At 49.8% G+C, this 15,791-nt stretch carries 18 protein-coding genes; 10 read left to right on the top strand and 8 right to left on the bottom strand.

Annotated features, from left to right (window positions below; genetic code table 11):
• Window positions 1-16: 16 nt before the first annotated feature.
• The 4 genes from JOE25_RS02690 to JOE25_RS02675 form a co-directional block, all read right to left on the bottom strand.
• Window positions 17-313 (bottom strand): hypothetical protein, encoded by a 297-nt coding sequence (locus tag JOE25_RS02690; RefSeq protein WP_112363992.1) that lies wholly within the window; start codon window positions 311-313, stop codon window positions 17-19.
• 154 nt (window positions 314-467) lie between these two features.
• Entirely contained in the window at window positions 468-773 is a 306-nt protein-coding gene (locus JOE25_RS02685) for a Ref family recombination enhancement nuclease (protein WP_209632614.1), read from the bottom strand.
• 8 nt (window positions 774-781) lie between these two features.
• Window positions 782-1,378 carry a DUF1367 family protein gene (locus tag JOE25_RS02680; RefSeq protein WP_070559388.1) on the bottom strand — a complete coding sequence of 199 codons (597 nt, stop codon included), beginning with the start codon at window positions 1,376-1,378 and terminating at the stop codon, window positions 782-784.
• A gap of 68 nt (window positions 1,379-1,446) precedes the next feature.
• Window positions 1,447-1,638 (bottom strand): hypothetical protein, encoded by a 192-nt coding sequence (locus tag JOE25_RS02675; protein WP_209632613.1) that lies wholly within the window; start codon window positions 1,636-1,638, stop codon window positions 1,447-1,449.
• 236 nt (window positions 1,639-1,874) lie between these two features.
• Between JOE25_RS02675 and JOE25_RS02670 the strand changes: the two genes are divergently transcribed.
• Window positions 1,875-2,774: a hypothetical protein gene (locus JOE25_RS02670; RefSeq protein WP_209632612.1), complete on the top strand. Its 900-nt coding sequence runs from the start codon at window positions 1,875-1,877 to the stop codon at window positions 2,772-2,774.
• A gap of 471 nt (window positions 2,775-3,245) precedes the next feature.
• Here the strand turns inward: JOE25_RS02670 and JOE25_RS02665 are convergent, their stop codons facing one another.
• Window positions 3,246-3,491, bottom strand: a complete 246-nt coding sequence (locus JOE25_RS02665) for a hypothetical protein (protein ID WP_209632611.1) — start codon at window positions 3,489-3,491, stop codon at window positions 3,246-3,248.
• 26 nt (window positions 3,492-3,517) lie between these two features.
• On the opposite strand from JOE25_RS02665, the gene JOE25_RS02660 reads away from it, so the two are divergent.
• From JOE25_RS02660 to hspQ, 3 genes are all read left to right on the top strand, one after another.
• Window positions 3,518-4,432 carry a tyrosine-type recombinase/integrase gene (locus JOE25_RS02660; RefSeq protein WP_245209680.1) on the top strand — a complete coding sequence of 305 codons (915 nt, stop codon included), beginning with the start codon at window positions 3,518-3,520 and terminating at the stop codon, window positions 4,430-4,432.
• Between the two features lie 67 nt (window positions 4,433-4,499).
• Window positions 4,500-5,684, top strand: a complete 1,185-nt coding sequence (rlmI, locus tag JOE25_RS02655; RefSeq protein WP_209632609.1) for a 23S rRNA (cytosine(1962)-C(5))-methyltransferase RlmI — start codon at window positions 4,500-4,502, stop codon at window positions 5,682-5,684.
• Between the two features lie 61 nt (window positions 5,685-5,745).
• The gene (gene hspQ / locus JOE25_RS02650; protein ID WP_020826181.1) at window positions 5,746-6,063 is read left to right on the top strand and encodes a heat shock protein HspQ; all 318 of its coding nucleotides are present in this window, start codon (window positions 5,746-5,748) and stop codon (window positions 6,061-6,063) included.
• Window positions 6,064-6,123: 60 nt separating this feature from the next.
• Here the strand turns inward: hspQ and JOE25_RS02645 are convergent, their stop codons facing one another.
• Entirely contained in the window at window positions 6,124-6,537 is a 414-nt protein-coding gene (locus JOE25_RS02645) for a CoA-binding protein (protein WP_209632608.1), read from the bottom strand.
• A 261-nt stretch (window positions 6,538-6,798) separates the two neighbouring features.
• Here JOE25_RS02645 and JOE25_RS02640 point away from each other — a divergent pair, with 261 nt between their 5' ends.
• Window positions 6,799-7,470, top strand: coding sequence for a DUF2057 family protein (locus JOE25_RS02640; protein WP_209632607.1), 672 nt, complete (start codon window positions 6,799-6,801; stop codon window positions 7,468-7,470).
• A gap of 120 nt (window positions 7,471-7,590) precedes the next feature.
• Window positions 7,591-8,049: a methylglyoxal synthase gene (locus tag JOE25_RS02635; RefSeq protein ID WP_209632606.1), complete on the top strand. Its 459-nt coding sequence runs from the start codon at window positions 7,591-7,593 to the stop codon at window positions 8,047-8,049.
• 33 nt (window positions 8,050-8,082) lie between these two features.
• Here JOE25_RS02635 and helD read toward each other — a convergent pair whose 3' ends face one another.
• Window positions 8,083-10,137: a DNA helicase IV gene (gene helD / locus JOE25_RS02630; protein WP_209632605.1), complete on the bottom strand. Its 2,055-nt coding sequence runs from the start codon at window positions 10,135-10,137 to the stop codon at window positions 8,083-8,085.
• Window positions 10,138-10,303: 166 nt separating this feature from the next.
• Here helD and JOE25_RS02625 point away from each other — a divergent pair, with 166 nt between their 5' ends.
• Both JOE25_RS02625 and yccS read left to right on the top strand, forming a co-directional pair.
• The gene (locus tag JOE25_RS02625; RefSeq protein WP_209632604.1) at window positions 10,304-10,756 is read left to right on the top strand and encodes a YccF domain-containing protein; all 453 of its coding nucleotides are present in this window, start codon (window positions 10,304-10,306) and stop codon (window positions 10,754-10,756) included.
• A gap of 27 nt (window positions 10,757-10,783) precedes the next feature.
• Complete coding sequence (gene yccS / locus JOE25_RS02620; RefSeq protein WP_209632603.1) at window positions 10,784-12,919, top strand: YccS family putative transporter; 2,136 nt, start codon at window positions 10,784-10,786, stop codon at window positions 12,917-12,919.
• Here the strand turns inward: yccS and JOE25_RS02615 are convergent, their stop codons facing one another.
• Window positions 12,920-13,579, bottom strand: coding sequence for a TfoX/Sxy family DNA transformation protein (locus JOE25_RS02615; RefSeq protein ID WP_209632602.1), 660 nt, complete (start codon window positions 13,577-13,579; stop codon window positions 12,920-12,922).
• A 232-nt stretch (window positions 13,580-13,811) separates the two neighbouring features.
• Between JOE25_RS02615 and sulA the strand changes: the two genes are divergently transcribed.
• Window positions 13,812-14,318 carry an SOS-induced cell division inhibitor SulA gene (sulA, locus tag JOE25_RS02610; RefSeq protein ID WP_209632601.1) on the top strand — a complete coding sequence of 169 codons (507 nt, stop codon included), beginning with the start codon at window positions 13,812-13,814 and terminating at the stop codon, window positions 14,316-14,318.
• A 358-nt stretch (window positions 14,319-14,676) separates the two neighbouring features.
• Complete coding sequence (ompA, locus tag JOE25_RS02605) at window positions 14,677-15,759, top strand: porin OmpA (protein WP_209632600.1); 1,083 nt, start codon at window positions 14,677-14,679, stop codon at window positions 15,757-15,759.
• Window positions 15,760-15,791 lie beyond the last annotated feature (32 nt).

Below are 15,791 nucleotides of genomic sequence, written 5' to 3'. Positions count from 1 at the left end.
GTGGGTTAGTGAGCGGTCATTGTCTGCCCGGCTTGCGGTCGGATTCCCGACCAATTACAGGGCGCTTGAACGTCCACCACTGGCGATAAAGCACCGTCGGCAAGCTGCCACGTTCTGAGCCGGTCGCTTGGCACCAGAGAGCGATCAGCGCTTCACCATCGCCGTGCCGTGGTTCCGATCCAGATTTCCAGCCGAGCACAGCAGATTTCGACACACCCAATTCCTCGGCGATGCTTTGCGTGGCCATGCGGGTGCGGTTGATATCGGTAATGACGCGAAACCAATCTGTTCGGAATGTGGCGACGAGTGGCATTGTCAGCCCCCTAAACGCGCGCGTGCGCGAACATAGAGAGGGGTAAACACGCCGCCGGCCATTGCAAGAAGATGGGCCAAACAGGATTTTGTTCTTTTCCACCGCTGGGCGCCCTGTGACTTTTCGCTATTTCCTGCTGGCCTTAGAGATAGGATTAAATTCTGCATTCGCGCAATTCCTCCACTTCCCTTGTGACTTGTTCCAGCAATTCCAGCTCAGAGCCGTAATTCTTCTCCCATGTTTTTCTTCCGGCGTGTACGGCTAAACCGTGGCCGCCAGTGCGGTGATGCGGCGGGCATAACGGGAGAGTTTGCTTATGGGTGGCGCGCTGCGCTGTTCCCTGTCCTGTGCGGATATGGTGTATTTCTGCAGGGGATGGGCCGTAACCCAGATTGCGGCAGACGACGCAGCCAAGTTCTGCCGCGTCGGATAACCATTGTTTTTCGTCTTTGGTCGCCATGGTTCCCCCTATGCCGTGTAGCTGAGCAATTGGGAGGCGGCATTTTCTGCAGCCTGCTGATTTGGGAACGAGCGGAACAGAATGAAATTCCAGAGCACGTCGATTGTGGCTTTGTAGAGCTGGGCAAACTCGATATCGTCCATTTTAGCGAACGATACGCTGCGAGGTTCTTTGCGCTCGCTGCCATCAGGCATCTGGTATGCGGTGTAGTGGCCGGATTGGATCGTTACCCAGGCGCGGAATGCCTCGAACGATTTTGCTGCGCTGATATTTCCGGCGCGCTTTTCTGCCACATCCTGCAGATACTCGTCGGCAGCTGCCTGCAGCGTGCTTTCGTTCCCTGCGTAATACGCGAGAAATTTCACGTAGCCTGTTATCAGCTCTTTGTCGGTCGGCGATATGGCGCCGCCAGTCGGTTCCCAATACTGGAAGCCGAGATTCAGCAGCGAGAAATATTTACGGTGGAAAGCCGGGTTACGTGCCTGGCTGAAGTCGGCATACAGGACGGCGCCGATCTTCACTTTGGTTTTCAGGAATTCGATCGCGTCCGGTGTGGCCGGCACTAACAAATTTCCTGCGGATTTTACAAACGAATACTGCGCCATTGGGTTCTCCGGTGGCGCAGCAGCTGCTCAGAATTCGAACGGGCTGGGTGTTCAATCCAGCCCGTTAATTATAGCGCGTTTCCATCGGGTCTTACAATCGAATAACCGGCGGATTTTGCCAGACCAATCAACGCGTTAAATGATACTATGTACTCGTTTTCCTTAACAATGCGAGTGCCGGCTATTGCTCCATTCTCGCAGGTGATAACCATTCTTCCTGTGCTGGGCAATGATTTAAGTAAATCTTCAACATCAATCAATTAACTATCTCTTTATTGCGTACTTCGAGTTTATCAAATCAAAATACTGTACAAATAAACAGGCAAATACTTTGTGCCATTCATCAAACAAAAATGACATCACAACCCCACTCTTAGCGTGATACCGTCATCGATAGTCTTTTATTTATGATACACTGCTGATAGATTAAATTTTGATAATCAGATGATTTTTAATTAACACACAGCTACAACATGCAATTAATACAAGGACAACTATGAGCACACTCTTTATAATTGGCGCTGGGGCGAGCTACGGTAGCGGTCCATGCCACCCCAACAACCCTGCAATGGGAAATAAACTTTTATCTGAATTAATCAAAGCCAAAGGTGAGGCATCAAAATTAAAACCTAGCACGATTGAAGTTTTCGAGCGGAATTTTGAAATGGGAATGGACGAGATATATAGAAACAAGGAGGTTAACATAGTCGAATTTTTAAGAGACATGGCTTATTATTTTTTAAATTTCGAAATAAAGGAAGGAAATGTATACCTAGACCTTATAAATAAAATAAAAAACAAGCAATGTGTAATTGCAAGCACAAACTACGACTTATTAATAGAGCAAGCAATTTCCGGGCTAGGACTACAATTCCAATACGCTGGACCTCCATCAATTTCAAAAAATATACCCCTTTTGAAAATACACGGGTCTTGTCATTTCTTACCAATTGTACCTGACTGTTTATTTGATATTAGCTTTGACTTTGAGCCTAACTCTGGTGCAATATTAGTTGATTCCCCAATAAAACCTGCCACATCGAAGGAGGAAGTAATTACCTTCATGGATAAACATAAAAAATTCGCCCCCGCACTAGCCATTTACCACCCTAAAAAAGAAGTTCTATTCTGCCCAGAAGACATTGAGAGGCAAAAGGCTCATTTTTGTCTAGAGATAGAAAAGGCAAAAAACATAATCATAATTGGTTTAAGCATAAATAAAGCTGATGAACACATATGGGGAAACCTAGCGAAATGCAAAGGAACAATCTATCACATAGACCCTATTTCAAACGGAATATTAGAATGGAGGGATGGCGTAAATAAAAAAAACGCATACCATATAAAGAAAGGGTTTTCTGACGCCATGGTTGATATAAAAAGAATCATCCGATAGTTGATTAGGTATGAAGCAGAAAGCCGCCCATGAGGCGGTTAGATTTAGGTGAGTTTGAGAAGAAATTCGATAATGCATTCATGGAGGTGAAGTCAGCAAATTTAAAAATGAAAATAAATGGTTACAAAGCAAACTTCATACACAATAAACCTATAGAATAAAAATCTGTAATAGACTACTCAGAGCAAATTTTAGGAATAGTTCAAAATTACATTCCCGGAGAGAAAAAGACAATATTTAAAGGCAGCACCGTAAGATAGATAGATTGCCATGATATAATCTATCGTGGCAATTAATTAAAAAACATTAGATTAAATTGGTTCTATGTTTTTATCCAACATCACCCTATCTATGATATCTGTCATGCCAGCATCGCTAACGCGACAACCACCGCAAGTGCTATCCAGAAAATCGCGCACGCCCAGAACAGTGCCACCCATGGTTTACGCGCTCCCCACTCTTTAAATTTTTTCACCGCCCCTTCCCCTCTCTGCGATCACGCCAGTAATTCAGGCGTGCTCTGAAATGTTCCCGGTATTGCTCCGGTGCCGCTTCAATCGCCACCAGTACCGCATTGCGGGTGATCCTTCGCTCGAATAAATCGCGGATCAGGCCGCTGGCGCGCAGGTCGTACTGCTCTAAATCGCGGTATTCCTGCGGCCATTGGCCTCGATTGAATGGCAGGCTGGGCGGAAGATAATCCGATTGCCCGGCCATCGCCTACCGAAGCGATCGCAGCCAACATGGCGTTTTTCGGAAGTGAGGAAATCAAGCCACTGGCTCAACGGTTGCGGGATGAAAACCACATGACATTCCATGCGTGGCTCACTCGTTACGATGAGATTGTACTGCGTCGGGAACTTAAAGAAAAAACCATGGCCAACCACCGCAGTAGAATGAAAGCGTTTCGTGAAGCCCTACCGGATAAACCTGTAGGCGATTTCACGACCAAGGATATAGCTGAATTTTTGAATGGTTACGTCAGCCAGGGAATGGCTGCTAGCGCCAAGCTTATGCGGGGGGCATTACTGGATATTTTCAGAGAGGCTGTCGCTGATGGAATTATCCAGAATAACCCTGTTGAAGCGTCGAGAAACCCAAAAGTTGAGGTGAAGAGATCCCGCCTGCTATTGGATGAGTACCTGACAATCAGGAATGCATCAGTAAAATTCCCTGGCTGGTTCCGAGTTGCGATGGATATCGCTTTGGTGACCGGTCAACGTATTAGCGATATCTGCAATATGAAATGGGCTGACCTGGTTGATTTTAGACTGCGCATTGAGCAGGAAAAGACCGGCGCAAAAATAACGATCCCGGTTGAGTTGTCAATCGCTGACGTTTCGCTGAAAAGACTGATCGAAGAATGTCGGCAGTTGTCCGCCGGGCGTGAGTTTATTCTTGTGAGCCGAAAAGGTGAGAAAATCGCACAGCGAACAATGACAGACTACTTCACGAAATCGCGCCGACTTACGTCCCTTTCGTGGGACTCCGACAAAGAGCCACCATCATTCCATGAGATCCGTAGCCTATCGGCCCGCCTCCATACCGATGCACGCGGCGGTGAGTTTGCGCAACATCTTCTCGGCCATAAATCAGCGGAGATGACGGCCCGTTACCAGGACTCGCGCGGTAGTGAATGGGATGATATTCAGATATGATTATGAACTTATTTCGACCGATAATGACCTTTGTCATTTAACACACTGATTATAAAGAAGTTTAAAAATGCGCTTATTTCTCGCCAAAGGACGTGAAAAGTCCTTACTCCGTCGCCACCCATGGGTATTCTCTGGCGCTGTTCAACGTATTGAAGGTAAAGCCCTTTCCGGTGAAACCATTGATATTCATGACGCCCAGGGAAAATGGTTAGCGCGCGGCGCCTACTCGCCAGAATCGCAAATCCGCGCCCGTGTCTGGACTTTCCAGCATGATGAAGAGATTAACATCGAATTCTTTATCCGCCGCTTACAACAGGCGCAAAGCTGGCGCGACTGGGTTGCAGAACGTGACGGGCTAGATGGCTATCGCCTGATCGCCGGTGAGTCCGACGGCATGCCGGGTATCACTATCGATCGCTTCCAGAACTTCCTGGTACTGCAATTGCTGTCCGCAGGGGCCGAATATCAGCGTGCTCCGCTGATTACCGCTTTGCAACACTGCTACCCGGAATGTGCCATCTACGATCGTTCAGATGTCGCGGTGCGTAAAAAAGAAGGTTTGCCGTTGGCGCAAGGCTTGGTTGTGGGCGATCTGCCCCCTGATTTGCTGCCAATCACCGAACATGGCATGAAACTGCTGGTCGATATCCAGCAAGGCCATAAAACCGGTTTTTACCTTGACCAACGTGACAGTCGCCTGGCTGCCCGCAATTATTCTGCCGGCCGACGTGTACTTAACTGCTTCTCCTATACCGGCGCCTTCGCCGTATCGGCACTGATGGGCGGTTGTACTCAGGTGATCAGTGTCGACACATCGCAAGCGGCACTGGATATTGCCAAACAGAACGTCGAACTGAACCAGCTTGATCTGAGCAAAGCCGAATTTGTGCGTGATGACGTATTCCAGCTGTTGCGCGCCTACCGTACCCAGGGTGAGAAATTCGATCTGATCATTATGGATCCGCCGAAGTTCGTCGAAAACAAGAATCAATTGGCCAGTGCATGCCGCGGGTACAAAGATATCAACATGTTGGCGCTGCAGTTGCTGAATCCGGGCGGCATTTTGCTCAGCTTCTCGTGTTCCGGTCTGATGCCAACCGAACTATTCCAGAAAATTTTGGCCGATGCCGCTGTAGACGCCGGGCGTGATGTACAATTTATAGAGCAGTATCGTCAGGCTGCCGATCACCCGGTTATCGCGACTTATCCTGAAGGGCTGTATTTGAAAGGGTTTGCGTGTCGGGTGATGTAACTTGAAATACGCTGTTTTGCCCTCATATAGAGAGTAAGGCACTGTTTCTCAGGAGGTCATCATGATTGCCAGCAAATTCGGTATCGGACAACAAGTTCGGCATAAGCTGCTGGGGTATTTGGGGGTCGTGATTGATATCGATCCTGAATACTCTATGGAGCAGCCTAAAGCTGATGAAATAGCAGCGAATACTGACCTGCGTTTTGCCCCTTGGTACCACGTGGTGATGGAAGACGAAGAAGGCCAACCCGTGCATACCTATCTGGCGGAAGCACAGTTAGATGGGGAAGCGCAGGACGCTCATCCTGAACAGCCATCGCTGGATGAATTGGCGGAATCTATCCGTCACCAGTTACAAGCCCCCCGCCTGCGCAATTGATGTGCCAGGCCTGAGAAACACCCATAAGGGCCTGGCACGATGCCAGGCCTTTTATTTTATTTAGCGCTCTAGCCCCAAACGCGGGATCTCGATTTTAGGGCAACGATCCATCACCACTTTCAGCCCTGCCTCGGCCGCCAATGCAGCAGCCTGCTCATTAATGACGCCTATTTGCAACCACAATGCCTTGGCACCGATCGCAATGGCGTCTTGCGCCACCTCATAGGCCGCTTCTGAATTTCGGAATACATCGACCATATCTACCGGCTGTGGGACATCATTTAGCGTGGCATAGACCTGTTGACCGAGCAGTGTTTGCCCCGCCAACTTTGGGCTGACCGGTATAACCTGATATCCCTGCGAAAGTAGATAGGCCATCACACCAAAGCTAGGCCGGTTGGGTTTATCACTGGCGCCAACCAGTGCAATGGTTTTCACCTGCTGTAGCAGGCCGGCAATGTCATGATCTTGCATTCTCCGCTCCCAATTATTCACGGGTATTTTCCTACCTCGAGTGTAACCCATTGATCTGGGATCGGCTAAACGCACACGCATGGAAACTCCCAGCCATTTTTGCGGTCTGATGCTGTCACTGCCAGCATGTGCTGCGCCCAATAAATGTCAAAATAAATATAAATGTGTACATTTGTAAATTAAATGGTAATGCTGAAAAACTTTGACACAGTCTGTAGCCTGTTCAACACTAATAGCGATGCCACTTATAAGGAGATAACGATGAAATTTGGTCTGATGGTTGCGGGGCTGCTCAGCATCAGTATTAGCATGCCTGCCGTAGCTACGACCCTGAAACTCTCCCCCGACATCGACCTGTTGGTGGTCGACGGCAAGAAAATGACAGGATCGTTGTTAAAAGGTGCCGACAGTTTAGAACTGGATGGTGGGCAGCATCAGTTGCTGTTTAAAGTGGCTAAGTCAGTACGTACAGGGCAGAGCGATCGCACGGCTTACACCTCTCTGCCGCTGATTGCGACCTTCAATACGCAGAATGTGAGTTCCGTTGCCATTGAGCTGCCACGTATTGAAAATGTTCGGGATGGCCAGAGATTCGATAAAACACTTAACTATCAGGTTATTGATAAAAATGGCAACGCGCTGGCCATGAGGCACGACGTACTGCACCCTGATGGCGCTACGCTCAGTGCCGACCTGGAAAAAGTGATGGCCGATTACAATAGCCAGAATCGCCCAGCCTCAGTGCCGGCCTTTTCACAGGTTCGCGCCACCGCGCCAACCTCCCCTCTGGCCAGTGCAGCGTTAAACGCCCCGACGGTGACGCTGAAAGGTGAAAACGTTTCTGAGCAGATGCTGCAATACTGGTTCTTACAAGCAGACAAAGAGACGCAGAAGCGTTTTCTCCATTGGGCAAACAAGCAGCCTGTGCATTAAGCTTCTGGCGCCTTTTATCTAAAGGCGCGCTTTCTTCGCATTTTCAGGTGTAAACGCTAGGCAGTGAAAAGCAGTTTCAGTAATCTGTCGCACATCACCTGACTCGCGAAGGACACCAAGATGGAATTTACTACCCGCACTATCGCCGCGCGCAAACATATTGCGCTGGTGGCACACGATCACCGTAAACAAGCCCTGCTTGCATGGGTTGAAGACAATAAGTCCGTGCTGGAACAGCATCAACTGTATGCCACCGGCACCACGGGCAACCTGATCCAACGTGCCAGCGGTATTCCTGTACAAAGCATGCTGAGTGGGCCAATGGGCGGTGATCAACAGGTCGGTGCGCTGATTGCCGAAGGCAAAATTGATATGCTGATTTTCTTCTGGGACCCGTTGAATGCGGTTCCACATGATCCCGATGTGAAAGCGCTGCTGCGCCTAGCCACCGTCTGGAATATCCCCGTCGCGACCAACCGCTCTACAGCCGACTTCCTCATCGACTCATCGCTGTTCAAAAGTGAAGTTGAAGTCGCGATCCCTGACTATCAACGCTATTTGCAGGATCGTCTGAAGTAACGATGAAGGCCTGGCCACCGCCAGGCCTCAGGTTTAAGGTTTCTTCTGCGACGGCACACCTAGATCTTGCAGTTGTTCAACAAACACTGACGGACGCTCAGGATCCTGCAACAGCCACACTTGGTGTTTGGCGCGAGTCAACGCCACATACAGCAACCGCCGCTCCTCCGCATCTGGGAAGTCTTCCGGTTGAGGTAACAACACATCTTCCAGAACGGACTCACGTGCGACAGCAGGGAAGCCATCGTTGCCCTCGTGCAAACCGGCAATAATTACATATTCAGCCTGCTGTCCTTTACTGGCATGGATAGTCATAAACTCAATAGTCAGTTTGGGCCAACGGGTTGCGGCTTTGGACAACACTTGCGGTTTCAAATGATGGTAACGGGCTAATACCAAAATGCGCTCTTCAGGCTTAGCGTAACCACTCAGCTTATCCAATAAGTTCTCAAGCTGTTCATGCGGTAAAAGGGCCACCGATTTCTTATTGCCTTTACTCAGGCTATTCAACGGTTTTTTCAGCTGATGAGGGTTCTGCTGCACAAAGCGATTCGCCACCTCACCGATACGTTCATTAAAACGATAAGTGGTATCAAGCGCGCACTGGGCACCTTCACCAAAGTTCTCGGCAAATGCGGTGGTGAGCGTCAGTTCGGCACCGCTGAAGCGGTAAATCGCCTGCCAGTCATCTCCCACGGCAAACAGACAAGTTTGTTTATTCTGTTTACGCAGTGCAGCCAGTAATTGCGCACGTTGCGGTGAGATATCCTGGAATTCATCCACCAGGATATGCTTCCACGGGCTGACAAAGCGCCCTTTTTCCAAAACATTGACCGCCTGATGGATCAGGCCAGAGAAATCGACCGCACCTTCCTCTTTTAGCGCCCCCTTCCAGGTTTTCAGCAAGGGTGCCATCAACCGGATGCGTTTTGAAAACAGGTCACGGACCTCTTCATCTGCCTGCTCTATCATCTCTGCCTGGCTACCCCCGTGCATGCGCATCAGCCCCAACCAGCGCTCGAGCCGCCCCGCCAGGCGTTCAGCCAGGCGTTTGTCATGCCAAAAGTCGCCTTCAGGCACCTCCCACTCAAGTTCTTCCGTTAACCATTGACGCCACCCTTTGGCCTGCGCTTTTTTCTCTGCACATTGCTGTTGCCAATGCGTCATCAGCAAAGCGCGCCGAGCCTTGCTGTCGGTTTCCAGCTTACTGATCGCCGGCACTTTGCGATTACCCTGTTGGATGATCTGCAGCGCCAGGGCATGGAACGTTTTGGCCTGAATAGCCACCTTACCCAAACGCGCCTGAATACGTTCGTTCATCTCTTCTGCCGCCTGACGACCAAACGCCAGCAGCAATATCTGCCCGGGCTCAGCCTCCTGACGGCGCAGCAACCAACCTGCGCGAGCCACCAGCACCGAGGTTTTGCCGCTCCCGGCCCCCGCCAGTACCAATACGGAGTCTTCTCCATTGACCACGGCGCGGCTTTGCGAATCATTCAGCGGTGAACTTTCGATGTTTTGGAAGAAATCGTGATGCGTCTCCAACATGCGTTCTGTCCACTGTTGATTGCGATGTGCAACGCTGCGTAAGCCGTGCTGCAACCATTGTTGGCAAAGCTGATAATCATCCCGACAGTTGTCGAACGCCTCAAGACGTGCCACCGGCATTGGCAGGGCGCCAAATGACTGACGGATTTGTTGCTGTAATTTGCCCAGTTCGGATTTTTTAAACCACTTATCCTGTTGCTCGATACGTTGGATATGCTCAACCTGTTCTTGCAACACCCCCGCGCTGACCTCGCTCATCTCCGCGCTCCACTGCTGCCAGGCCTGTTGCAAGTAATGATAGAAGCGCTGAGTTTCCTGCCATTCAGTACCATGCAAGCGCACGACTTTCTCATCTGGCAGCTCAAATTCCAGCTCGCCCCAGACGATACCGCGTTTGCATCTGACCTGAATTAATTGATTGAAAGGAATAAGGTATTCATGCTTTTCACCGCTCACCTCAACACCGGCGTGCAACAACCGCACACGATTGTAAGGATGCTGAGCCAGGTGTTTCCCCAGCGATGTCGCTTTAAGTTCCATATCGTCGCGCCATAACCATGTTGAGTTTAAATAACGGATACCTGCCAGTTTACCTGTGATAAGCAGTGGCACTCTAGCGCTAAAAAAAGGGTAGAATAGAATTTGCGTTTTGATACCAAGCGCAACCGCATCGCGGTTTGGCCATCATTAGAGCAGAATGACGACTATGCGTACTGTACTGAATATTCTTAATTTTGTGTTGGGCGGTTTTTTCACCACCCTTGGCTGGCTGGTCGCAACGGTATTTAGCGTTGTGCTGATCATCACCCTGCCACTGACCCGTTCCTGCTGGGAAATCACCAAACTGTCTTTAGTGCCTTTCGGCAACGAAGCCATTCACGTAAATGAACTGTATCCGGAAAAAAGCAACGTGCTACTTTCCGCCAGCGGTTCGCTACTTAATATTATCTGGCTGATCCTGTTCGGCTGGTGGTTGTGCCTGTCACATATCGCCGCAGGTATTGTGCAGTGCGTGACAATTATTGGTATTCCGGTGGGAATTGCCAATTTCAAAATTGCCGCTATTGCCCTGTGGCCAGTGGGTCGTCGCGTGGTATCAGTTGAAATGGCACAACAAGCCAGAACTGAAAATGCACGGCGTCAGTATCAACAGCGTTAATTTTTTTCTCCGTCTGAGGAGTTTTTCGTGCTTTCTTTTGCACCAGCAATACGCCGTTATGCCTACAACAGCAACCTGCTTTATGACCTGCGCATTTTTATCGCGCTGGCCGGCGCAGCCGCCGTACCTTGGTGGCTCGCCATCCCCAAGCTCACCATTCCGCTGACGCTGGGTGTCGTGGCAGCGGCATTGACCGATCTGGATGACCGTTTGACTGGCAGACTGCGCAATCTGGTGATCACGCTGGTGTGCTTCTTTGTTGCGTCCGCCTCCATTGAACTGCTGTTCCCTTATCCCTGGTTGTTTGCTCTTGGCCTGACCACGTCAACCTGTGGCTTTATTTTGCTGGGCGCGTTGGGGCAACGTTACGCCACCATTGCGTTTGGAGCTTTACTGATCGCAGTGTATACCATGCTCGGCGCCTCGATGTATGACGCGTGGTATCAACAACCGACGTTGCTGATCCTTGGCGCTCTTTGGTACAACCTGCTGACATTGATTGGTCACCTGATTTTCCCCATCCGCCCTTTGCAGGAGAATTTGGCGCGTTGTTATAATCAGTTAGCGAATTATCTGGATGCCAAGGCCAACCTGTTTGATCCCGACGTCGAACATGATGCAGACTTGCCGTGGATGGACGTTGCCATGGCCAACAGTGCGCTGATGACGACGCTTAACCAGGCCAAGGTTTCATTACTGACCCGATTAAAAGGCGACCGCGGCCAGCGTGGGACCCGCCGCACATTGCACTACTATTTTGTTGCACAAGACATACATGAGCGTGCCAGTTCCGCCCACGTTCAGTATCGGGAGCTCAGTCGACAATTCCGTCATAGCGATATCCTGTTTCGTTTTCAGCGTTTGCTCAGTATGCAGGCGCGCGCATGCCAACAGTTGGCACAATCGATTTTGCTGCGGCAAAAGTACCAACATAACCCACGTTTTGAACCGGCATTTGGGCGTATCGATGAAGCGTTAGCGCAGATTACCGTTACCCCAGAGAACCGTGAGTTAACGAAAGCATTGACGCACCTGTTGAAAAATTTACGTGCGATTGACGCGCAGTTGGCGAATATCGAGTCTGAACAAGCACTGGCCAACGGCCAGGCGGAAGAAAACAGCTTGTCAGATGATCGTCTCACCGGCTGGAGCGATATTCGCTTACGTATTAGTCGCCATTTGACACCTCAGTCGGCCCTGTTCCGCCACGCCATTCGCATGTCAGTGGTGCTGTGCATCGGTTACGCCTTTATTCAGTTTACCGGTATGCAGCACGGTTATTGGATCCTGCTCACCAGCCTGTTTGTCTGCCAACCCAATTACAATGCCACGCGTCGCAGGCTTGCTCTGCGTATTATCGGCACGCTAGCCGGTATTCTTATCGGCCTGCCAATTCTCTATTTCGTGCCTTCGATTGAAGGACAAATGGTGCTGATTGTTATTAGCGGCGTCCTGTTTTTCGCTTTTCGAACCGTGCAGTATGCGCATGCCACCATGTTTATTACCTTACTGGTGTTGCTGTGCTTTAACCTGCTGGGTGAAGGCTTTGAAGTGGCCGCCCCCCGCGTTTACGACACCATTTTGGGGTGTGCTATCGCTTGGGCAGCGGTCAGTTTCATTTGGCCAGACTGGAAATTCCGCCAATTACCGGCAATCGTCAGTAAAACAATGAACGCAAACTGCCGTTATCTGGACGCAATTTTGGTGCAGTACCATCAGGGTAAAGATAACGGCCTTCCATACCGCATCGCCCGCCGGGATGCGCACAACAGTGACGCAGAGTTGGCCTCGGTGATTTCGAATATGTCTGCCGATCCCAAAGCCAATAAAGAGGTTCAGGATGCAGCCTTCCGGCTGCTGTGTTTGAACCACACATTACTGAGCTATATCTCTGCGCTGGGTGCACACCGTGAACGACTGAATAATTCCGCAACGCTGGATCTGCTGAACGACGCAGTATGTTATGTCGATGGTGCGCTGCATCTGGAAGAACAAGACAATCTGCGCATTACCCAGGCTTTGGAAAGCCTGGCTGAACGTATCCAACACGCGGCACCAGAACCGGAAAGCAAAGATCAATTGGTATTGCAGCAAATTGGGCTGGTAATTGAACTGTTGCCAGAACTCACGATGCTTAATGCACAAATAGGCAAATCGGCATGATTATTCGGGGTCTTTTATGAGGCCCCGAACGTCTGGATGATGGCCATGACGAAGCAACGACACGGTTCGCTCAAACCAACAGGTCAACTCGCTACGCAATTCAGAAGGTAAAGCCGCATGGTGATAGCCGGCAATAGCCCCACCCAAGGAAAGCAGCACCCGTAGACCCAGGTTATGTTGCTGCTGCAATAAGCGAAGATAGCTACGTTTAGCACCGTTCAACCGCAAGTCATAGACATTACGAATACCCGCTCGCCAGAGTAAACGCTCCATATTGATATCGATGTTTGGCAAGGTTTTAAGCCGACTCTGGTTATCTGTTTTGACTTGGAGCTCTCTGCGAGCTTCGCGAATAGCCTGCCAGGCGAGCCCAACGAGTTCATCGCGATCCCGCCACAAAGCCTCATCCACCCAGTAATAACGCATGGTAATTGGCACCCCTCGCTTGGAGTAAACCATATTGACCATCCCGCGTGCACGAAAGGCGGGTTCCAAGGAATCCGTCGCCCGAAGGTACAGTTCTCCTTCAGCGATCAAGGCGAACATGACGCCGTCGGCCAGTAGCCCGTAACCACCGAATTGCGAGCGTGTAGTGATAACCCCTAATGCGTAAAAACAGGCTTTGGCCTGTGCGACCATTCCCGATGATGTCCCTTTCATAATGTTCTCCTGGTGTGAGTTACCGTCCTATCATTCCCCTCATCAATGAAATAAAGGTAACGTGAACAAGTAATTAGAAAAATACGCACTATCCGCAGCGATGCCAATCACTAAAGTTCATCGTCTAAAAAACAATCGCAATTATGAGACCTACTACGAATATTTGGGTTGATCTTATTCACAACAGGATGTACTGTATAAACATACAGTGACACTACGGGCGGGATACTTTATGCGTACTCAATCACTCTACAAACCCCATTTCAGCCACACCTCTTTTGCGGTGAACAATGCTGCAGAAAACACAGATGCCGGCAAAAAGAATGGCCTTATCAGTGAACTTGTTTACAACGAGCATCAGCCCGCTGTGGCACAATTGTTATTGCCCCTGTTGCAGCAACTGGGTCTGCAATCTCGCTGGCTGTTATGGCTGACTCCGCAACAAAAGCTGAGCAGATTATGGTTACAGCAGTCTGGGCTGCCGGTCGAAAAAGTGGTGCAGCTTAGCCAAATCAGTTCGCTAGATACGGTTGAAGCAATGGAAAAGGCGTTGCTGACAGGTAACTATAGTGTCGTACTTGGATGGCTACCCGACCTTACAGAAGAAGATCGTCTAAAATTAAGGCGTGCGGCAGAATTAGGTAACGCTTATGGGTTCATTATGCGTCCTCAACGTGACATAAACCCGGTTCACGGACACTGTTCTACCCTAAAAATTCACTCTTCTTTGTATCATTAAGTAAATTTAGGATTTTTCCCATCATTTTCATCACCCTCTAAGGGAACCTTTCAGGGATCAGGGACAAAGCGAGTGCGGCTGCGGTTCCGCACCAAAAAACGAGCGTAGATTTGCTCGTTTTTTGGTCGGTTAATGTTAGCAAATATGTACAATTCTGCGTTTTTTTTTAGAGCTTTATCACATCACACTTGTAACTTTCGCGCCACGTTGTAGACTTTACATCGCCAAGGTTGCTCTATAACGCCAGATAAACTGGCCGAGTAACAAACGAGGGCTCAAACCTTGGCGAAGGAATTTAACCAAGGGCTTAAAACAGCTTTAAAGCTCATTGCCTATTTGGATGATAACGAGGCGCAAAATGAAAAAGACAGCTATCGCATTAGCAGTGGCACTGGCTGGTTTCGCTACCGTAGCGCAAGCCGCCCCAAAAGATAATACCTGGTACACTGGTGCTAAACTGGGCTGGTCCCAGTACCATGACACTGGTTTCTACGGCAACGGTTACCAGAATGGTATCGGCAATGGTCCGACCCATAAAGATCAACTGGGTGCTGGCGCGTTCCTGGGTTACCAGGCGAACCAATACCTGGGCTTCGAGCTGGGCTATGACTGGCTTGGCCGTATGCCTTACAAAGGCAGCGTGAACAACGGTGCTTTCAAAGCGCAGGGCGTTCAACTGGCCGCTAAACTGAGCTACCCAATCATGGACGATCTGGACATCTACACTCGTCTGGGCGGCATGGTATGGCGTGCAGACTCCAAAGCTAACTACGGTGCAACTGGCCAACGTCTGAGCGATCACGACACTGGCGTTTCTCCGTTGGCAGCTGTTGGTGTTGAATACGCACTGACCAAAAACTGGGCTACCCGCCTGGACTACCAATTCGTTAGCAACATCGGTGATGCAGGTACTGTCGGCGCTCGTCCAGACAACACCATGCTGAGCCTGGGTGTTTCTTACCGTTTCGGTCAGGATGATGTTGTTGCTCCAGTTGCTCCAGCACCAGCTCCAGCTCCAGTTGTTGAAACCAAGCGTTTCACTCTGAAGTCTGACGTGCTGTTCAACTTCAACAAATCTACTCTGAAAGCACAAGGCCAACAGGCTCTGGACCAGCTGTACACTCAGCTGAGCTCTATGGATCCTAAAGATGGCTCTGTTGTAGTTCTGGGTTACACCGACGCAGTTGGTTCAGAGCAATACAACCAGAAACTGTCTGAAAAACGCGCACAAAGCGTTGTTGATTACCTGGTATCTAAAGGTATTCCTTCAGACAAAATCTCTGCACGTGGTATGGGCAAAGCTGATTCCGTCACTGGTAACACCTGTGGCTACAAATCTGGCCGTGCTACCAAAGCACAGATCGATTGCCTGGCACCAGATCGTCGCGTAGAGATCGAAGTTAAAGGTATCAAAGACGTTGTAACTCAGCCACAAGGCTAAGCTACCGCTCTTAGTAAAAAACCCCGCATTGC

Origin of the sequence: Serratia sp. PL17, assembly GCF_017832355.1 — a bacterium.
Lineage (GTDB): Bacteria > Pseudomonadota > Gammaproteobacteria > Enterobacterales > Enterobacteriaceae > Serratia.
The sequence above is the reverse complement of the archived record's forward strand: the minus strand, read 5'-3'. Positions and strand labels throughout refer to the sequence as shown.

Bases quoted from the DNA above. Each gene is read 5' to 3' on its own strand.
- JOE25_RS02690 (WP_112363992.1), bottom strand. From the start codon at position 313: ATGCCACTCGTCGCCACATTCCGAACAGATTGGTTTCGCGTCATTACC.
- JOE25_RS02685 (WP_209632614.1), bottom strand. From the start codon at position 773: ATGGCGACCAAAGACGAAAAACAATGGTTATCCGACGCGGCAGAACTT.
- JOE25_RS02680 (WP_070559388.1), bottom strand. From the start codon at position 1,378: ATGGCGCAGTATTCGTTTGTAAAATCCGCAGGAAATTTGTTAGTGCCG.
- JOE25_RS02670 (WP_209632612.1), top strand. From the start codon at position 1,875: ATGAGCACACTCTTTATAATTGGCGCTGGGGCGAGCTACGGTAGCGGT.
- JOE25_RS02665 (WP_209632611.1), bottom strand. From the start codon at position 3,491: ATGGCCGGGCAATCGGATTATCTTCCGCCCAGCCTGCCATTCAATCGA.
- JOE25_RS02660 (WP_245209680.1), top strand. From the start codon at position 3,518: ATGGCGTTTTTCGGAAGTGAGGAAATCAAGCCACTGGCTCAACGGTTG.
- rlmI (WP_209632609.1), top strand. From the start codon at position 4,500: ATGCGCTTATTTCTCGCCAAAGGACGTGAAAAGTCCTTACTCCGTCGC.
- hspQ (WP_020826181.1), top strand. From the start codon at position 5,746: ATGATTGCCAGCAAATTCGGTATCGGACAACAAGTTCGGCATAAGCTG.
- JOE25_RS02645 (WP_209632608.1), bottom strand. From the start codon at position 6,537: ATGCAAGATCATGACATTGCCGGCCTGCTACAGCAGGTGAAAACCATT.
- JOE25_RS02640 (WP_209632607.1), top strand. From the start codon at position 6,799: ATGAAATTTGGTCTGATGGTTGCGGGGCTGCTCAGCATCAGTATTAGC.
- JOE25_RS02635 (WP_209632606.1), top strand. From the start codon at position 7,591: ATGGAATTTACTACCCGCACTATCGCCGCGCGCAAACATATTGCGCTG.
- helD (WP_209632605.1), bottom strand. From the start codon at position 10,137: ATGGAACTTAAAGCGACATCGCTGGGGAAACACCTGGCTCAGCATCCT.
- JOE25_RS02625 (WP_209632604.1), top strand. From the start codon at position 10,304: ATGCGTACTGTACTGAATATTCTTAATTTTGTGTTGGGCGGTTTTTTC.
- JOE25_RS02615 (WP_209632602.1), bottom strand. From the start codon at position 13,579: ATGAAAGGGACATCATCGGGAATGGTCGCACAGGCCAAAGCCTGTTTT.
- sulA (WP_209632601.1), top strand. From the start codon at position 13,812: ATGCGTACTCAATCACTCTACAAACCCCATTTCAGCCACACCTCTTTT.
- ompA (WP_209632600.1), top strand. From the start codon at position 14,677: ATGAAAAAGACAGCTATCGCATTAGCAGTGGCACTGGCTGGTTTCGCT.